A 15,462-nucleotide genomic window follows, 5' to 3' on the forward strand; every position below is an offset into this window, starting at 1 on the left:
GGCCTTGGGTTATCGTTGTTTAAGAAATCTTAACTTAGGCGCTATTTGGCAACTATTTACTACTCGCTTGATTATCCGTTCACAGCTCTTCCAGCTTAGGTGGGCTACCTACCTTCACTTCGCTGAGATCCTCGTGAGAAAGGCCTCGGAACAGCGCAAACATCATCGCAAACACCAGAATAAACATCGGCAGGCCGACAACGGTGATCACCTCCTGCAAAGCGGTAAGCCCAGCGTCGCCGGCAAGCACGATGAGCATCGCCGCCAGCATGCCTTCGGACACGCCCCAAAAAACCCGTTGGTGCCAGGGGCCTGGGTCCGGGCTGCCCGTGCAAAGCATATCCACAACCAGGGAAGCCGAGTCTGATGAGGTTGCAAAGAAGATAGCGACGATGACGACAGCTAAGCCTTGTATCAATGTTGCCGCGGGGAAATTCTCAAAAAATGCGAAAATGGCCAATGGTATACTTTCGCCAACGGCATCGGACAAGATCCCCGCCTGATCGCCCATTGCCTCCCGAGCATCAGGCCCAATCCCGTCAATCTCCATAGCTGACCATCCAAAGATGGCAAACCAGATCAGTGTAAAGATAGACGGCGCAAACAGCACACCCAGCACAAACTCGCGGATGGTCCGTCCGCGGGAAATTCGCGCCACGAAAATGCCGAGAAAAGGCGACCATGTCACCGTCCAGGCCCAATAGAAAACCGTCCAACTACCCTGCCATCCCCAAGCGCCACCTTCGCTGGAATAGCTAGCGAGGGTGTCGTTCCAGAAAGCCATTGGTAGCAGGTTTGTTATATAGAGGCCGAAGGTCTCAACAACCGCACGAAAAAGGAAAACCGTCGACCCGGTAAACAGAACAAATATCAGCAGGCCAACAGCCATACTAATATTAATATTGGAAAGCCGTTTCACGCCTGAATCCAACCCTGCCACGATCGACCCCACCGCGACAGTCGTCAGAACGACAATGATTAGCACTTTGGTAAGCACCGCATCCGGAACACCAAACAATGCTGTTAGTCCGGCATTAATCTGCTGGGTGCCCAGACCCACAGATACCGCCACACCAAACAGGGTGCCGAGGATGGCGAAGATATCGAGCGTTTTGCCGAGAGGACCGTAAATGCGCTCACCTATCAACGGATAGAACACTGAACTGAAACGCATTGGCAAGTTGTAACGATAGATAAAGTAAGCGAAAGCCAGTCCCGGCATGGCAAAAATTGCCCAGGTATGCAGGCCCAGGTGATAAATCGAGAAGCTCATAGCATCGTCGGCGGCTTCCACAGAGAAAGGCTCAACATCCGGCCTGGGTGGGTTTGTAAAGTGGGAAATCGGCTCGGCGACGCCCCAGAACATCAACACCGTGCCGATACCACCCGCAAACAGCATGGCGAACCAGGAGAGATTGGTATAGGCCGGCTTTGCATCATTACCGCCCAGGCGAATCGCCCCAAAACGGCTGATCGCCACCCACAGCAGGAATCCCACCCAACTTGTGACACCTAAAATAAATAACCAACCAAGATTGGTGACGATCCACTCGCGCCCCGCGCCGAAAGTTTCGCCTATTGGTCCGGGCGCAATCAAAAGCGCCACTAAAAAAATGACCATGATCCCTGCCGATGTAAAAAAAATAGTGGGATTGGTCTTCAGGCCGAGCTTTCGTGCCAGTGCGTCCATAGCCATTCCTCCTAAGGTCTTTCCGTCAACATAGGAGTTATTCGCCGATCACGCCAAGCCTATGAGCAGTTGGCAAGAGGAGCCCTCGGAAAGATCGTAATTAAAATTGCCTGATTGCTTGGGAGGGGAAATCGACCCGTACGTAATGGTGCATCGTATCAAGGGTTCAGTTCAGCAGTGGAGACTGCTTTGCTAAAATCCCGTCATGATGTGGTGAGCAGCATGGACTGGCGTGATAACTGCCATACAACGCAACTGCAGACAGTTTCTTCCAACTCCGCAAAAAAGAGAGTGAACCATGGATTCATAGAATAACCGTTTGCCACTGTCCAAAGCCGGCCGCTAGGGCCGGCGTATGTTATCGTTTTACTAATCGCTAGTCGCTGCTACCACTTCAATCTCGACAAGCCACTCTTCGTTGGCCAAATCGGAAACCCCTATGACTGAACGGGTTGGAAGATTGGGTTGGTCATCCGTTCCAAAGAATTGGGTGTAACCTTCCATGAAGCCGGAGAAGTCAATGCGCCCTGTCTCTTCAGTAGGAACCAGGAATACAGTCATTTTGATGACATCACTCATCTCAAGACCCATTCCTGCTAGCTTGTCACTAATGCTATTAAATACCGACACTGTCTGCGCTTCAGTATCGCCAAAATTTTCATCTTCACCTTTTTGAGGAACAGTGCCACTCAGGTAGGTAATCTCTGCCCCCTCTACTGTCACAGCCTGAAGAATTGGGAAATCTGAATTTGGTATGGGATGACGCTCAATTCCATCTGCCAAGGCGATAGTTGTCGCTGAAAAGGTAAGTGCTGAGGCTACTACAAGTTTCTTTAGGTTATTCATCATCCTTCACGCTCCATTTTTTGACGTTCTGTGGTCTTCAAATCTCGAACCTGCTCTCCATCAATCATGTCACTGGAAATGCCATTGAGATCTGAACGAATAAAATTGATGACACTAGCGATTTCATCATCGGTAATATCTCCATTGAAAGACGGCATTCCCCCTCTGCCATTAAGTAATACATGGATGACTTGGTCTGTATCGCCAGTGACAAAACTATTGTTTTTGAGGGCAGGGAAAGCGCCGGAAATACCATTCCCATCAGCCTGATGGCAGGCAGAGCAATTCCTCAAGTAAATGTCGTCACCCTTTAACTCAGCTTTAGCGGCAGTTGTCATCCCCACCCCTGCCATGATGGCGTAGAGCCCGAGCAATGTTCTCTTCATCATGATTTCATCGCCATTTCATGAAGCTTTTCGATCTGAATCCAAGCCGATTCGATAGCACCAGCTTGCCAACCCGTCAGGTAACTGAGATGTTCCCCTGCTAGCAGTATGCGACCTTGCGGTTCGTTGAGAAGCGGGTAGCTATTTTGACGTGCCTCATCTGACCAATCAGCCCAGCCGCCCAGGTTATTAGGTTCGAGATGCCAAGCGGTATTGAAAGCGGTATCGAAATCTCTTCGATACCCAGCATGGAGTTTTTCGCCTACAGCGAGAGCTTTGTCGATACGCGCGTCACGTGGCTGCGCGCTGAATTGCGCTGCATTTGAACCAAAGTTATAAACGCCCTGAACAACGCCTTTCTGTTCCTGCCATCCAGTTGAAGGGTAGCTAATATTGCCCGTTTCCGAGTTATGAGTGAGTGAGTGACCACCATAAATATGATCTTCTAATTCCCAAAAACGTGATTTCATTTGTAAGCCGAGCTTGCACGTGGGCTCATAACTTACTGACCTCATAGCCGTTATGAAGTCACTGCTAAAATCCGATTCAATATTTTGCAGTACGGATAAAGGGATAGTACAGATACAATAATCACCTTTTATCTGACGGTCTCCCCCTCCAGTGAGATCAGTATAGTCAATAAGTACGCCATCTTCGCCTTGCTGAATCTGAGTAACTTTCGCGTTATAACGAATGGAATTACCAACATGGCTTTCAAAACCTTTAGCTATTTTATCCATCCCACCTATCGGTTGGAACATGGTTTTCTGCTGAGAGAAACCACTCACGGATTTAACAATATCGTATAGGCCCGATTGCAGCAGTTGGTTAAGGGCATAGGGTTTCGAAGCCTCACCAGGCTCGATGCCAGCGCCTGGATTAGTGCTGTAGCCCCGGCCGCTATTACCGAGATAATCCAGTCCCTTTTTGTCCAGGTTCCCTTCACTAACTAAAAATTCTAAAAATTTATCTTTTTCTTCCTGAGTCAGCGGTACATCCAAAGCGTTCTGATCGACATGTTTAGCAAGAATTTCAGAAACGTGACCACGCATGTCCGCAATAACTTCCATCTGCCTAACAGGGCGATCATTAAGTGCGTTGGCGTTAGCACCAGTAACATAAGCAGCTTCGTTATGGTTTACGAATATTTCCAGAGGAATACTGAATTCACGGGTATAGTGAAGTGTTGATCGGTGGTGATAGGGGATACGCCAAGCCCCATGATTATAATACTGCCCCTCGTCAAATTGGCAGACCTCATTATCCTGACCTAACTGTGGCAAGATAAACCCTTTACGAGCTGTCTGGCAGCGTCCCCCCGCAAAAGATCTTACCTCAAGAATCTCACACTCATAGCCTTGCTTACTTAGCTCGTAGGCCGACACCATACCTGCTAAACCAGCGCCCAAAATAACCACTCGCTTTCCGTTTCCATTGCCTGAAAGGGAGGGAGGCGTTTCCTGGGCCGAAGCAATGCTAATGCCAAAGGCAGAAAGGCCTGACATCATCATACCAGCGCCCCCAACTGCCCCCAGTGCTTGTAGGAAATGACGACGAGTCAAATGTTGGCTGAAATTAGTAGAGTTAGCATTCTCTGAATGAGAAGCAAATTGCGGTAGTTTCTTCATAAGACCTCCATATCAAGACGTGGAGATCAAAGCAGACTTTGTGCCAAAAAAACAAATTACCCAATATTTTCAATGTAGTTATAAAAGTTGACCATCTACTTTACATCATTAAGATGACACATAGCTTGCTATAAACTGGTGCATTATAATTTTTCGATGCTACTTAATGTGACTTAATAGAACAGAGGAATATTTTATAAATGAGGAAATTGCTTAAAGACCAAGAGCGAAAGCTTGCCGAGCACGTTCTAGACATAATGCACCCTGCTCAATAGAAGTTGTTCATTCGCCCCTACCAGTTTTAGAACTTTAAATCCTAGGCCAAAGTGGCCAGTTTCTGTGTTGGCTAATGCCCTGGCAATCCCCCCAAAGCCAGCTTTGGTCATTCGTTATTTTAAGTTTACTTTATCCATCAATTACCCTTGTCTTAAATCGAGATGAGGCCGTAAGCGAGTTGGGAATATCTAAGCTAATCTCCACTGCTAGACACATAAAATGTGGCATTGTATACACCCTAACTAACGAACTGCCGCACATTTTCTCATATAAAGCTAGCGGATTAGAATTACCTGCTCATTACCCTTCCCATCAAAGAGCTTAGCGCGCGAGCGCCGCCGCTTTTCTTCGGCGGCTTGCTGTCTCTAGCTCATCCCAACACTTCTTGGGCATTAATCAACGTCAATCGCCCCGTATGAAAGGCGCCGGTATCAATGTAGAAAACATTACCCAGCCAAGTCGGTTGCTCAATGATCGTATGGCCCACTACAATGGCATCAATGCCGATCACCGGCGTTGTATCACTATTGTTAATACGTTTGCGCCCCCAAACCATTTCCTCTTTGCTGGCAGGGCTTGCCCCTTCAATCAGCGACCAATCAGCAGGCGGCTCAGCGTGAACAATGCCGACTTGCTGGCCCATTACCTCAACCTGCCGTGCGTAGGGCAGATATGCCAGTGCATCGAGTAATATTTGACGTACTTCGGTCTTGTTCTCAGTGATCGCCCATGTGCCGCCGTTGATCATCCATAGATCTTCAGCGTTTCCACCTCTTTCGAGCGCATCGATTGCCAACATCTCGTGATTACCGCGCACGCCAAAAAACCAAGACTCAAAGGGCAATGATAGGCACTTGAAGGAATCAGCCCCCCGATCAATCAAGTCACCCACGCAAAACAAACGATCTTTTGCCGTATCAAAATCCACGCGCGCCATGGCCTTGAGCAGCAAGTCGTACTGCCCGTGAATGTCGCCGACGATGAAGTCTCTTCCAGTCGTGTTCTGCTCGTGTTTTTGAATCAAGCTCATATCTCTAGCTCCTGGTCGCGATTCAACACCACAAACCGGCAGGCGTCTCACCTGATCTTACTTACAACAGTTGAATGCTCTCTCCCTTCCTCTTGAACCCGGTCATCCAAGCACTGCTGGCGCTCCCGATGGCTGTAGGCCATGATGCACCGGCTCAGGCCGCGTCTGAGACTCTTGGTAGAGCGACTGATTACTCAATATAATGGTTCTCCCAAACAGTGGTGACGTCTCACGACGAAACTACCAAAGCCCCTTGCCGGTGCTTAATTTATCCCTTTGAGATTTTTAATGAACCAGCCGTTACAAAGCACTGAACAACTGCTCAATAGAATTGGCGAATTAACACGCGTTCACCCGCAGGTATCCATCGGAATGGTCGTTGAATCGATTGGTAGCAGGTCTTTTGGGCCACTGTTGATGTTCATCGGTATTACGCTGTTTTCGCCGCTGAGTGGCGTGCCTGGCATGTCGTTCTTCATGGCAACGTTTGTATTGCTGGTGGCTGTACAGATGCTGCTCGGTCGCAAAAAAATCTGGTTACCACATTACATCCTCAAGCGTTCGATTGAGCACAACAAGTTGCAGAAAGCGCTGGATTGGCTCATTAAGCCCGCCCGGGGTATAGATCGTCTTCTCAAGCCACGTCTAACCTTTCTGGTGCAAAACGGCGGCAGCTACGGAATTGCCGCATTATGTGTGATTATAGGTCTGTGCATGCCGTTCATGGAATTGGTGCCGTTTTCATCATCGGCTGCTGGACTGGTGTTGCTGACGCTAGGGCTTTCGCTAGTGGTGTATGATGGGTTGTTAGTACTCTTTGCGCTTGCGATATTTGGGGCTACTTTCACAATTGTTGTCGTCAACATACTGTGATTCACACTACCTATTTTAAGAAAAGCTCACGCCTGCTAGCCCTCAGGCACGCGGGAGTAAGCTTTTGAATCAACCCAAAAAAGCCTCACCTCAATGAACTGGTCCCCATAGTTAGACGGGCACGCAGTAGATACCAGCAGCGGCTCAACTTTGCTAACCGCCATGAAACCCCAATTCGATAACATTGATGGAATTGAAACAATCCATTATTGAGCTAAGCGCTTAAGTTATATTCGACGTTGATCACCCTATTCCAAATCAAAACCCAGCTGTCATCTCCCTATTAAAGGGTCATAAATGGTTTATCTTCCTGGTCTGTAAACGTATACACATTGTAAGAACCCTCTTGTGGCCCTGGCATACCTGGCGTGCCAATGGGCATACCCGCTAAGCCAATACCGTCAACGTCAGGCTGTTGTTCAAACAGCGCCTGCACGGCCTCCATCGGTACGTGGCCTTCGATCCAATACTCACCCATCTCAATGGTATGGCACGACCCCAGACCATAGGGCACGCCCGCCTGCTGCTTGATGTCACCCAGCTCTACGTCATCAATAATCGTTACTTCTACGCCGAGTTCTTCAAGATGGCGCGCATAGGCGTCACAGCAGCCGCACTGAGGATTTTTATACAGTGTGGCCTCATCAGGCATCGCCGCATGGGCTGAGGTCGCCCCCAGAACCAGAGCGCCAGATAAAAATAGTGATGTAGTTAAACGGCTCATGCATGGCCTCCTTGATGAGAACGACTAAAAAGGTATTTCGTAAGCGACGCGATCCCAAGCCCCGCCAGCAATAAAAATGTCAGAGGCATTAACCAGCCTACCCAACCCAAAGAGCTCATAAAGGCAAAACAGTCTGCGTTCATCATGGCGAAACTCCTAAGAGAATTTTAGCAAAATATAAACATGCTTATTACACAGCTAAAGCTTACAACCTGTGTGTGACACGGAGGTCAAGTTCGCCATCTTGTTTCACAGTGCTTTTTTGACGCAGGTCATTAGAAAGTTCTCGGTTCAGGCTCATTTCAGGTTCGCGCGATATAAAGCTTGGTACACACCATTAAGAGGTAAACACGATGTGCAAGACCTACCTGACATCCTGTCTAATGACAATATCACTCAGTGTACTGGCATCCGCCTCTTGGGCAGCTGGCGAACATGATGGTTCTCACAGTGACGCGAGCAATGCCGATGTTGATCGCACTATTAGCTTTGAAGCGGGCGATATGTGGTTCGATCCTGAAGATATCCAAGTTACCGCTGGTGAAACCATTCAGTTTGAAATTATCAATAATGGCAACCTTGAACACGAATTTGTAATAGGTGATAAAGCCGCCCAGGAAGAGCATCGGATAATGATGCAGGAAATGAGCGGCGGCCATGGTGACGCGCATGGTGGACACGGTGGCCACAACATGGCAGAAGGTGAGCACGGCGGGCAGATGCCGTCTATCACCATCGGGGCAGGTGAGACCAAAACACTGGTGTGGACTGCCCCCTCGAATGTTGAGAGCCTGGAGTACGCCTGCAATATCCCCGGCCATTATGAATCAGGGATGTATGGTGACATTAATTTCTAACGCGATATAACCTATGAAACTGTTGCTTCTAGAAGACGATGACCTATTAGCTGAAAGTTTGGCTGAGAGTCTGAAAGACAACGGTTACCTCGTCGACGTAGCCGACACCATTAAGTCGGCTACGTCGTTCATGGCAACCGAGGAGTACGAGCTTGCCATCCTGGATATTGGATTACCCGATGGTTCGGGTCTTGAGTTAATCACGCGTTGGCGCAAGCAAAAATGCCCGACTCCGGTTCTGATACTCACCGCGCGCGACACCTGGGAAGACAAGGTCATTGGCTTGGAAACAGGGGCTGACGACTACCTCACTAAGCCCTTTCACGAAGCCGAACTGATGGCGCGTTTAAAGGCCTTGCTACGCAGGCAGTCTGGCCAGCTATCCAAAATTTTCACCCTTAATGGTGTGTCCTTAGATGAAGCGGGCCAGCGTGTTTGCAGCGAAGGGACAACATGGCGTTCGCTTACCGCCACCGAGTTTCGACTACTACGCTACCTGATGCTCCATCCTGACCGCATTCACTCAAAGGAACGACTATTGGAACAGCTTTATGCGTTGGAGCAAGACGCTGCCGCATCTAATTTGGTAGAGGTATACGTGGCTCGCCTGCGCCGTTATCTTGGCAAATCGATTATCCAGACGCGCCGCGGCCAGGGGTACGTTTTTGTTTCACGTTAATAAACGTAGCTTAAGGTTTCGCCTGCTAGCTTGGCTGGGAGGCGTTGCGCTCTTAGTCGTTGGTTTGACATGGTTGCTGCACGGCGTGTTTCTGCAAAATCTTGCTAAGGAGTTTCTCGGTGAACGCCTCAAGCGTGAAGCCGAACACGCAGTATCGCAGTTGGAAAATGACCAGTTAGCGATACCCTCTTTACTCACATCCGCGAGCCAGAGTTACCAGGTCTTTCACCACCTTTACGTACTGCGCATGGATGGCGTCACTAGCACCTCGGACCCGGCCTGGCAGCGCCAGCTTGCCCCGCTGCTCGATGAGCAGGGTGACGCGCTGATCGAGGTGACACGCGACGACCAGCATCTGCTGGTCTATCGCCACCACTTCGCGTGGCAAGACACCACCGGTGTGCTGCTGATTGGTGAGGATTTTTCCCAGGTGGAAGCGGGGCTTGCCACGTTGCACTGGTGGGTCGGCGGCATTGCAGCGGGTCTGCTCGCGGTGCTGGTCACGCTCAACATACTGGCCGTCAACCGCGGCTTGCGGCCACTCTGGCAGTTACGCCACCAGTTGGAAGCCCTGCAGGCAGGAGAGCGCCAGCGTCTGTCGCTCACCGCGCCCGCCGAACTTGACGCCCTCGTCGCCCAGCTCAATCGCTTCATGGACGATATCGACCTGCGCCTGCAGCGCTCGCGGGAGTCGGTCGCCAACCTTTCCCATGCCCTCAAGACCCCGCTAGCAGCAATCACCCAGGTGCTCAGGGGTGGCCGACCGATAGACGACGAACGCCGCCGTAAGCTGTTGCTGCGCATCGAGGACATCAACGCCCAGTTAGATGCCGAACTGCGCCGCGCGCGCATTGCCGGCCCCCATACGGGGCACATGACGCACCTGACGCGTGACAGTCAGCGGCTGATGGATATGTTTCGCAGCCTCTACCCGCACCCCTCGTTCTCCCTGACACAGTCGCTCAACGACCGCGAGCAGGTGCCCATCGACGGTCACGATTACGCCGAGATGCTGGGCATTGTGCTGGATAACGCCGGCAAATGGGCCACCAGCGAGGTGCATTGCCACGTCAGCGCCACTTCCGAGGCCCTGACCCTGACGATCGACGATGACGGCCCCGGCGTTGCCGACAAGGACATGGCGCGCCTCGGCGAGCGCGGCACGCGGCTGGATGAGCGCCACCCTGGTTACGGCCTGGGGCTCGCCATCCTGGCCCAATTGGTGGCGCGTTACGCCGGGCACTACCGGTTCGAGCGCAGCCCGCTGGGCGGCCTGCGGGTCGTTACCCGCCTGCCGTTGCCGGACGTTAAGTCCTCCTGATGGCTTTTTCAGCCTTGATTCAGCTTACTCCCGCATGATGGCGATATTGATCATTGAGGGGAGTTGCACATGTCGCGATCGACCATTATCCGCCACCCGCTTTCACGCCGTCAGGTGCTGAAAGGCAGCGCGGCATTGGGGCTGGGTTCGGCTGCCGCCATGGGGTTGAGCCCCGCCTGGGCCACCCCCTGGGGCCGCTCCAGCGTCTATTCAAAGGGCGTTGAAGAAGGGCCTGAGATAGCGCTGGTCATCCGCCGTGAAACCGTCCCGATTGACGGCAAGACGGCTAGCGCCTTCAGCATCAACGGCACCAGCCCCGGGCCGCTGCTGCGCCTGAAAGAAGGCCAGGACGCGGTGCTGCGCGTCACTAACCTGCTCGATGAACCCACCTCGATTCACTGGCATGGCCTGATTTTGCCGCCAGGCATGGACGGAGTGCCGGGGGTCAGCTTTGCCGGCATTGCGCCGGGTGACACCTTTACCTATCGCTTTCCGGTGCAGCAGAACGGCACCTACTGGTACCACAGTCACTCAGGCATGCAGGAACAATTGGGCCATGTGGGCCCGCTGATTATCGATGCCGCCGAACGCGAACCCTTCCGCTACGACCGCGAACACGTGCTGTTGCTGACGGACTGGACCTTTGAAGATCCCATGTCGGTGTTTCGCAACCTCAAAACCATGGAAGGCTATTACAACTTCCAGGAACGCACGATTGCCGATTTCTTCGCCGACGTACGCCAAAACGGCTTTTCCCACACCGCCGACATGCGCGGCATGTGGGCCAAGATGCGCATGAGCTCCCGGGATATTGCCGACGTTACCGGCAGCACTTATACCTATCTGCTCAACGGCCATTCCCCCGAGGAAAACTGGACCGCGCTGTTCAAGGCCGGCGAGCGTATTCGGCTGCGGGTCATTAACGGCTCGGCCATGTCCTACTTCGACGTGCGTATTCCCGGGCTGAAAATGACCGTGGTGGCCGCCGACGGGCAGCCGGTACAGCCCGTTCCAGTGGATGAGTTTCGCATCGGCGTTGCCGAGACCTACGACGTCCTGGTGTCCCCAGAAGACGATCAGGCGTATACGATTTTCGCCGAATCCATGGATCGCAGCGGCTACGCCCGCGCCACCCTGGCCCCTCACGAAGGCATGCAGGCACAGATTCCGGAGCGCCGTCAGATTGCCGACCGCGGCATGGAGGCGATGAGCGTCCACATGGACGGTATGGATCATTCGAGCATGGAAGGCATGGATCATGCTGGCATGCCGGATATGCAGGGGATGGATCACGCCAACATGTCTGCTAGTGAAGTGGAGGCCATGAACCACGGTGATATGGACGGCATGGATCACGCAGGCATGTCTGATAGTGACATGCAGGGCATGGCGAGTGAACAGGCCAAAACCCGCGAAAACGGTATGCTCGCCGCCGGTGAAGCACAGCCTGGCTCCCGCTTTGGCCAGCCGGGCATTGGCATTGATCCCGATGAACGTCGCGTGCTGGTTTACCGCGACCTCAAAGCCTTTACGCCGTGGCCCGACCGCCGCGAGCCCGGCCGCGAGCTTGAACTGCACCTCACCGGCAACATGGAGCGCTACATGTGGTCGTTCGACGGCCAGAAATTCAGCGAGGTCAACGGCCCCATCCACTTTGAAAAGGACGAGCGCCTGCGCCTGATCCTGGTCAACGACACCATGATGGAACACCCCATTCACCTGCACGGCATGTGGATGGAGCTGGAAAACGGCCAGGGCGAGCTGATTCCGCGCAAGCATACCCTCAACGTCAAGCCCGGCGAGCGCGTCTCAGCGCTGATCACGGCGGACGCCGAAGGCAGTTGGGCCTTCCACTGTCACCTGCTTTATCACATGGATGCCGGCATGTTCCGCGTTGTTCAGGTTTCTTAAGGAGGCATTTATGCAGATCAAGCATTTCCTAACCGCTGCCAGCGCGGCGTTCATGGTGGCCACCACGGCAACGGCCAACGCCGACGACGGCTACGATGCCCCAGACAGCTGGCCCGCGCCCATGCAGGAACACAATATGGGCATGGGCCTGTTCGACCGCCTTGAGTACAGCGTGCCTGATAACGGACAGGAGGCCGTGGTCTGGGACTTTCAGGGCTGGTACGGCGGCGACATCAACCGCGTATACCTGAAGTCGGAGGGCGAAAACGTTCAGGGCGACGGCGAAGACGCCGAGTTTGAATCGCTTGAGCTGCTCTATAGCCGCCTGGTCGCCGACTTTTGGGAGCTACAGGGCGGTATAGGCTACCAGGGCGGTGTGTTTTCCGATGACCACGCCGAGCGCACCTACGCGGTGGTCGGCCTGCAAGGCGTGATGCCTTACGGTATCGAAACGGACGTCGCCCTGCAGCTGAGCGACGACGGCGACCTGGCGGCCAGCTTCGAGGGCGAATACGACCTGCGCCTAACGCAACGTCTCTATCTGCAGCCGCGTACTGAAATTGCTATAGCTGCCAGCGAAGTCGAGGAATTTGGCGTGGGCGAAGGACTGAACTCCGTGCGTGTCGGCCTGCGGCTGGGCTACGAGGTGACTCGCCGTTTCGCTCCTTATGTGGGCACATACTGGGTAAAAGAGTATGGCGATACTGCCGACCTTTCTCGTGCTAGTGGAGATAGCAGCGAAGACACCGGCGTCGTTGCGGGTGTGAGATTAATGTTCTAAATCGTTAAGTACTTTATAACTCGCGCCACCGGAAGGTGGCGTTTTTTTGTTAAATCACCGTGTAATCGTGAGGCACAAACACCGCTTGGGAGGCTGATGAAAAAGTTTTCCATACCCCATATTTGACCTAAAGGTGGCACAGAGGTTCTAGGCTGTTAGGTAAGCATAAACAACATGGAGGCTAATTATGCCATCAACTACGCACTCAAGCGCCAGCGTTTATCGGATGAAAACACCGGAGCACATGTGTCCATTCGGCTTAAAAACCGTCGACCTGCTCAAGCGCAAAGGGTTCAAAGTAGACGATAACCTCCTGACCTCACGGGAAGAAATTGACGCGTTTAAAGAACAGGAAAACGTCGATACAACGCCTCAGGTATATCTTGGCGATGAACGTATCGGCGGCTATGAAGAACTCCGCGAGCACCTAGGGATGAGCGTTCCTAACGCTAAGGCTACTACCTATCGCCCCGTACTGGCGATTTTCGCTACCGCATTATTGATAGGCTTTGCCGTTAGCTGGGCTGCTCAAGGCACCCTGTTCACCGCGCGTATGCCGGAGTATTTCGTCGCCACAGCGATGGTGCTACTGGGCTTACAGAAGCTGCAAGACATAGAAAGCTTCAGCACCATGTTTCTCAACTACGACCTGCTTGCCCAGCGCCATGTCCCCTATAGCTACGTTTACCCTTACGCTGAAACGCTGGCAGGGCTACTGATGTTAGCGGGCACGCTTATCTGGCTGGCCGCGCCACTGGCGCTGTTCGTCGGTACCGTGGGGGCGGTTTCTGTCTTTAAAGCGGTATACATCGATAAACGTGAGCTCAAATGCGCCTGCGTGGGCGGCAACAGCAATGTGCCGTTAGGGTTTGTGTCACTTACCGAAAACCTCGTGATGATCGGCATGGGACTGTGGATGCCGCTGCGTATGCTGCTCGGATGAGTAAGCCTATTTTCGCCAAACGCTTGATCAGGATCATTACTTCATTCTGCGTTGTTCAGGTTGCGTTCAGAATCGTCACCCATGCTGTAGGTAAGGTAACTTCATTCATTTCTATCCGAAACAGCGAAGGTAGTCGCTGTCGATATTGAAGAGGTAGCTTTTTTATGGCGAAACAGGACAGAACGCCACAGTATAAAGAAGGCAGTCTTTCGCTGGTCGGTGCCGTTGCATTAGGCACAGGCGTGATGATTGGGGCTGGTATCTTTGCGTTAACCGGCCAGATGGCCGAAATGACCGGTTATCTTTTTCCTCTCGCCTTTTTGGCCGCTGCGGTGATCGTTTCTTTCAGCGCTTATTCTTACGTAAAGATGTCCAATGCCTACCCATCAGCGGGCGGCATCGGCATGTACCTTCAGAAAGCATACGGCCCAACACTCCCCACCGCTTTTCATGCACTCCTGATGTATTTTTCTATGGTGATCGCGCAGAGCTTTCTGGCGAGAACCTTTGGCTCGTACACCTTGGAATTATTTGATTTAGGAGATCGCTCACTTTATGTCCCCCTTTTGGGTGTTGGTTTACTACTAGCGGCCTTCTTGGTCAATTTATCCGCAAACAAGCTGATTGAGACGGTTGCCTCGGTACTCGGGTTTGTCAAAATAGGCGGTATTGTTGTGTTTGGTGTTGTCGGTGTATTTGTTGCCGATTCTCTCGAAATGGGGGCAAACAGCGAAGCTCCTTCGCCTACAATCGCGGGTTTTTTAGGCGCAACGGCCCTGGGCATTTTAGCCTTTAAAGGCTTCACGACTATCACTAACAGCGGTTCGGAGCTCACGAACCCCAAACGGAATGTCGGTAGAGCGATCATGATCTCAATTGCCTTGTGCGTGGTGATCTATGCGCTTGTCGGCTTTGCCGTTTCCAGCAACCTTTCCTTACCAGAAATTATTGAAACACAAGATTATTCGCTGGCCGCTGCGGCTCGGCCCGCGCTTGGTGAAGCGGCTGTTGCCTTTACTGTCATTCTCGCCATGCTGGCTACCGCCGGTGGGATTATCGCCAGCGTCTTTGCCGTATCGCGCATGCTTGCGATGCTGACGGAAATGAAACTGGTACCGCACCGTCATTTTCACATGCCCGGCAGCCTGCAAAAGCACACGTTGGTGTACACCATTGTATTCGGTTTGGTGCTCACGGCCTTCTTTGACCTGAGCCGTATCGCAGCACTCGGTATTATTCTTTATTTGATCATGGATATCGCTATTCACTGGGGTGTTCTGCGCCATCTAAAAGAAAGCGTGAGCGCCAACCCTATTATCTTGGTCATTGCCATACTGCTGGATGCCATTGTGTTGCTGGGCTTTATTTGGGTAAAAGCCACCTCAGACCCTTTGGTTCTTCTGGTTGCAGGCGTAGTAATGGCGATCATTTTGCTAGGTGAGTGGATGTTCCTCGCCAAACGCGGCACATCAAAAGATAGCGAGCATCCTCACCACACTCACTAACATTAATAGCGC

14 protein-coding genes are annotated in these 15,462 nt (G+C 52.3%); 8 read left to right on the forward strand and 6 right to left on the reverse strand.

Features of this window, described 5'->3' with window-relative positions; all coding sequences use genetic code 11:
- Positions 1 to 79 precede the first annotated feature (79 nt).
- From RZA33_RS03655 to RZA33_RS03675, 5 genes are all read right to left on the reverse strand, one after another.
- Positions 80 to 1,690 (reverse strand): BCCT family transporter, encoded by a 1,611-nt coding sequence (locus RZA33_RS03655; RefSeq protein ID WP_317506488.1) that lies wholly within the window; start codon positions 1,688 to 1,690, stop codon positions 80 to 82.
- A gap of 369 nt (positions 1,691 to 2,059) precedes the next feature.
- Positions 2,060 to 2,539: a RidA family protein gene (locus tag RZA33_RS03660; RefSeq protein WP_317506489.1), complete on the reverse strand. Its 480-nt coding sequence runs from the start codon at positions 2,537 to 2,539 to the stop codon at positions 2,060 to 2,062.
- Positions 2,536 to 2,925: a cytochrome c gene (locus RZA33_RS03665; RefSeq protein WP_317506490.1), complete on the reverse strand. Its 390-nt coding sequence runs from the start codon at positions 2,923 to 2,925 to the stop codon at positions 2,536 to 2,538. The genes RZA33_RS03660 and RZA33_RS03665 overlap by 4 nt, the downstream gene beginning before the upstream one ends.
- Complete coding sequence (locus RZA33_RS03670; RefSeq protein ID WP_317506491.1) at positions 2,922 to 4,550, reverse strand: flavin monoamine oxidase family protein; 1,629 nt, start codon at positions 4,548 to 4,550, stop codon at positions 2,922 to 2,924. The genes RZA33_RS03665 and RZA33_RS03670 overlap by 4 nt, the downstream gene beginning before the upstream one ends.
- 646 nt (positions 4,551 to 5,196) lie before the next feature.
- Positions 5,197 to 5,856 carry a metallophosphoesterase gene (locus RZA33_RS03675; protein ID WP_317506492.1) on the reverse strand — a complete coding sequence of 220 codons (660 nt, stop codon included), beginning with the start codon at positions 5,854 to 5,856 and terminating at the stop codon, positions 5,197 to 5,199.
- Between the two features lie 288 nt (positions 5,857 to 6,144).
- Between RZA33_RS03675 and RZA33_RS03680 the strand changes: the two genes are divergently transcribed.
- The gene (locus RZA33_RS03680; protein WP_317506493.1) at positions 6,145 to 6,729 is read left to right on the forward strand and encodes an exopolysaccharide biosynthesis protein; all 585 of its coding nucleotides are present in this window, start codon (positions 6,145 to 6,147) and stop codon (positions 6,727 to 6,729) included.
- Between the two features lie 283 nt (positions 6,730 to 7,012).
- Here RZA33_RS03680 and RZA33_RS03685 read toward each other — a convergent pair whose 3' ends face one another.
- A complete protein-coding gene (locus RZA33_RS03685; RefSeq protein ID WP_317506494.1) occupies positions 7,013 to 7,453 on the reverse strand; it encodes a DUF411 domain-containing protein in 441 nt (146 codons plus the stop codon).
- A 383-nt stretch (positions 7,454 to 7,836) separates the two neighbouring features.
- On the opposite strand from RZA33_RS03685, the gene RZA33_RS03690 reads away from it, so the two are divergent.
- From RZA33_RS03690 to RZA33_RS03720, 7 genes are all read left to right on the forward strand, one after another.
- Positions 7,837 to 8,310, forward strand: a complete 474-nt coding sequence (locus RZA33_RS03690; RefSeq protein ID WP_322976187.1) for a cupredoxin domain-containing protein — start codon at positions 7,837 to 7,839, stop codon at positions 8,308 to 8,310.
- A 13-nt stretch (positions 8,311 to 8,323) separates the two neighbouring features.
- Entirely contained in the window at positions 8,324 to 8,989 is a 666-nt protein-coding gene (locus RZA33_RS03695) for a response regulator transcription factor (protein WP_317506496.1), read from the forward strand.
- Positions 8,976 to 10,310: an ATP-binding protein gene (locus RZA33_RS03700; RefSeq protein WP_317506497.1), complete on the forward strand. Its 1,335-nt coding sequence runs from the start codon at positions 8,976 to 8,978 to the stop codon at positions 10,308 to 10,310. The genes RZA33_RS03695 and RZA33_RS03700 overlap by 14 nt, the downstream gene beginning before the upstream one ends.
- Before the next feature lie 69 nt (positions 10,311 to 10,379).
- Entirely contained in the window at positions 10,380 to 12,221 is a 1,842-nt protein-coding gene (locus tag RZA33_RS03705) for a copper resistance system multicopper oxidase (protein WP_317506498.1), read from the forward strand.
- Between the two features lie 10 nt (positions 12,222 to 12,231).
- Positions 12,232 to 13,002, forward strand: coding sequence for a copper resistance protein B (locus RZA33_RS03710; protein ID WP_317506499.1), 771 nt, complete (start codon positions 12,232 to 12,234; stop codon positions 13,000 to 13,002).
- Positions 13,003 to 13,189: 187 nt separating this feature from the next.
- Positions 13,190 to 13,945, forward strand: a complete 756-nt coding sequence (locus RZA33_RS03715; protein WP_317506500.1) for a glutaredoxin — start codon at positions 13,190 to 13,192, stop codon at positions 13,943 to 13,945.
- A gap of 164 nt (positions 13,946 to 14,109) precedes the next feature.
- Positions 14,110 to 15,450 (forward strand): APC family permease, encoded by a 1,341-nt coding sequence (locus RZA33_RS03720; RefSeq protein WP_317506501.1) that lies wholly within the window; start codon positions 14,110 to 14,112, stop codon positions 15,448 to 15,450.
- Positions 15,451 to 15,462: the final 12 nt, after the last annotated feature.

Source organism: Halovibrio sp. HP20-59, assembly GCF_033052795.2.
GTDB lineage: Bacteria > Pseudomonadota > Gammaproteobacteria > Pseudomonadales > Halomonadaceae > Vreelandella.

Coding starts and splice junctions, on each gene's coding strand:
- RZA33_RS03655 (WP_317506488.1), bottom strand. CDS start 1,690: ATGGACGCACTGGCACGAAAGCTCGGCCTGAAGACCAATCCCACTATT.
- RZA33_RS03660 (WP_317506489.1), bottom strand. CDS start 2,539: ATGATGAATAACCTAAAGAAACTTGTAGTAGCCTCAGCACTTACCTTT.
- RZA33_RS03665 (WP_317506490.1), bottom strand. CDS start 2,925: ATGATGAAGAGAACATTGCTCGGGCTCTACGCCATCATGGCAGGGGTG.
- RZA33_RS03670 (WP_317506491.1), bottom strand. CDS start 4,550: ATGAAGAAACTACCGCAATTTGCTTCTCATTCAGAGAATGCTAACTCT.
- RZA33_RS03675 (WP_317506492.1), bottom strand. CDS start 5,856: ATGAGCTTGATTCAAAAACACGAGCAGAACACGACTGGAAGAGACTTC.
- RZA33_RS03680 (WP_317506493.1), top strand. CDS start 6,145: ATGAACCAGCCGTTACAAAGCACTGAACAACTGCTCAATAGAATTGGC.
- RZA33_RS03685 (WP_317506494.1), bottom strand. CDS start 7,453: ATGAGCCGTTTAACTACATCACTATTTTTATCTGGCGCTCTGGTTCTG.
- RZA33_RS03690 (WP_322976187.1), top strand. CDS start 7,837: ATGACAATATCACTCAGTGTACTGGCATCCGCCTCTTGGGCAGCTGGC.
- RZA33_RS03695 (WP_317506496.1), top strand. CDS start 8,324: ATGAAACTGTTGCTTCTAGAAGACGATGACCTATTAGCTGAAAGTTTG.
- RZA33_RS03705 (WP_317506498.1), top strand. CDS start 10,380: ATGTCGCGATCGACCATTATCCGCCACCCGCTTTCACGCCGTCAGGTG.
- RZA33_RS03710 (WP_317506499.1), top strand. CDS start 12,232: ATGCAGATCAAGCATTTCCTAACCGCTGCCAGCGCGGCGTTCATGGTG.
- RZA33_RS03715 (WP_317506500.1), top strand. CDS start 13,190: ATGCCATCAACTACGCACTCAAGCGCCAGCGTTTATCGGATGAAAACA.
- RZA33_RS03720 (WP_317506501.1), top strand. CDS start 14,110: ATGGCGAAACAGGACAGAACGCCACAGTATAAAGAAGGCAGTCTTTCG.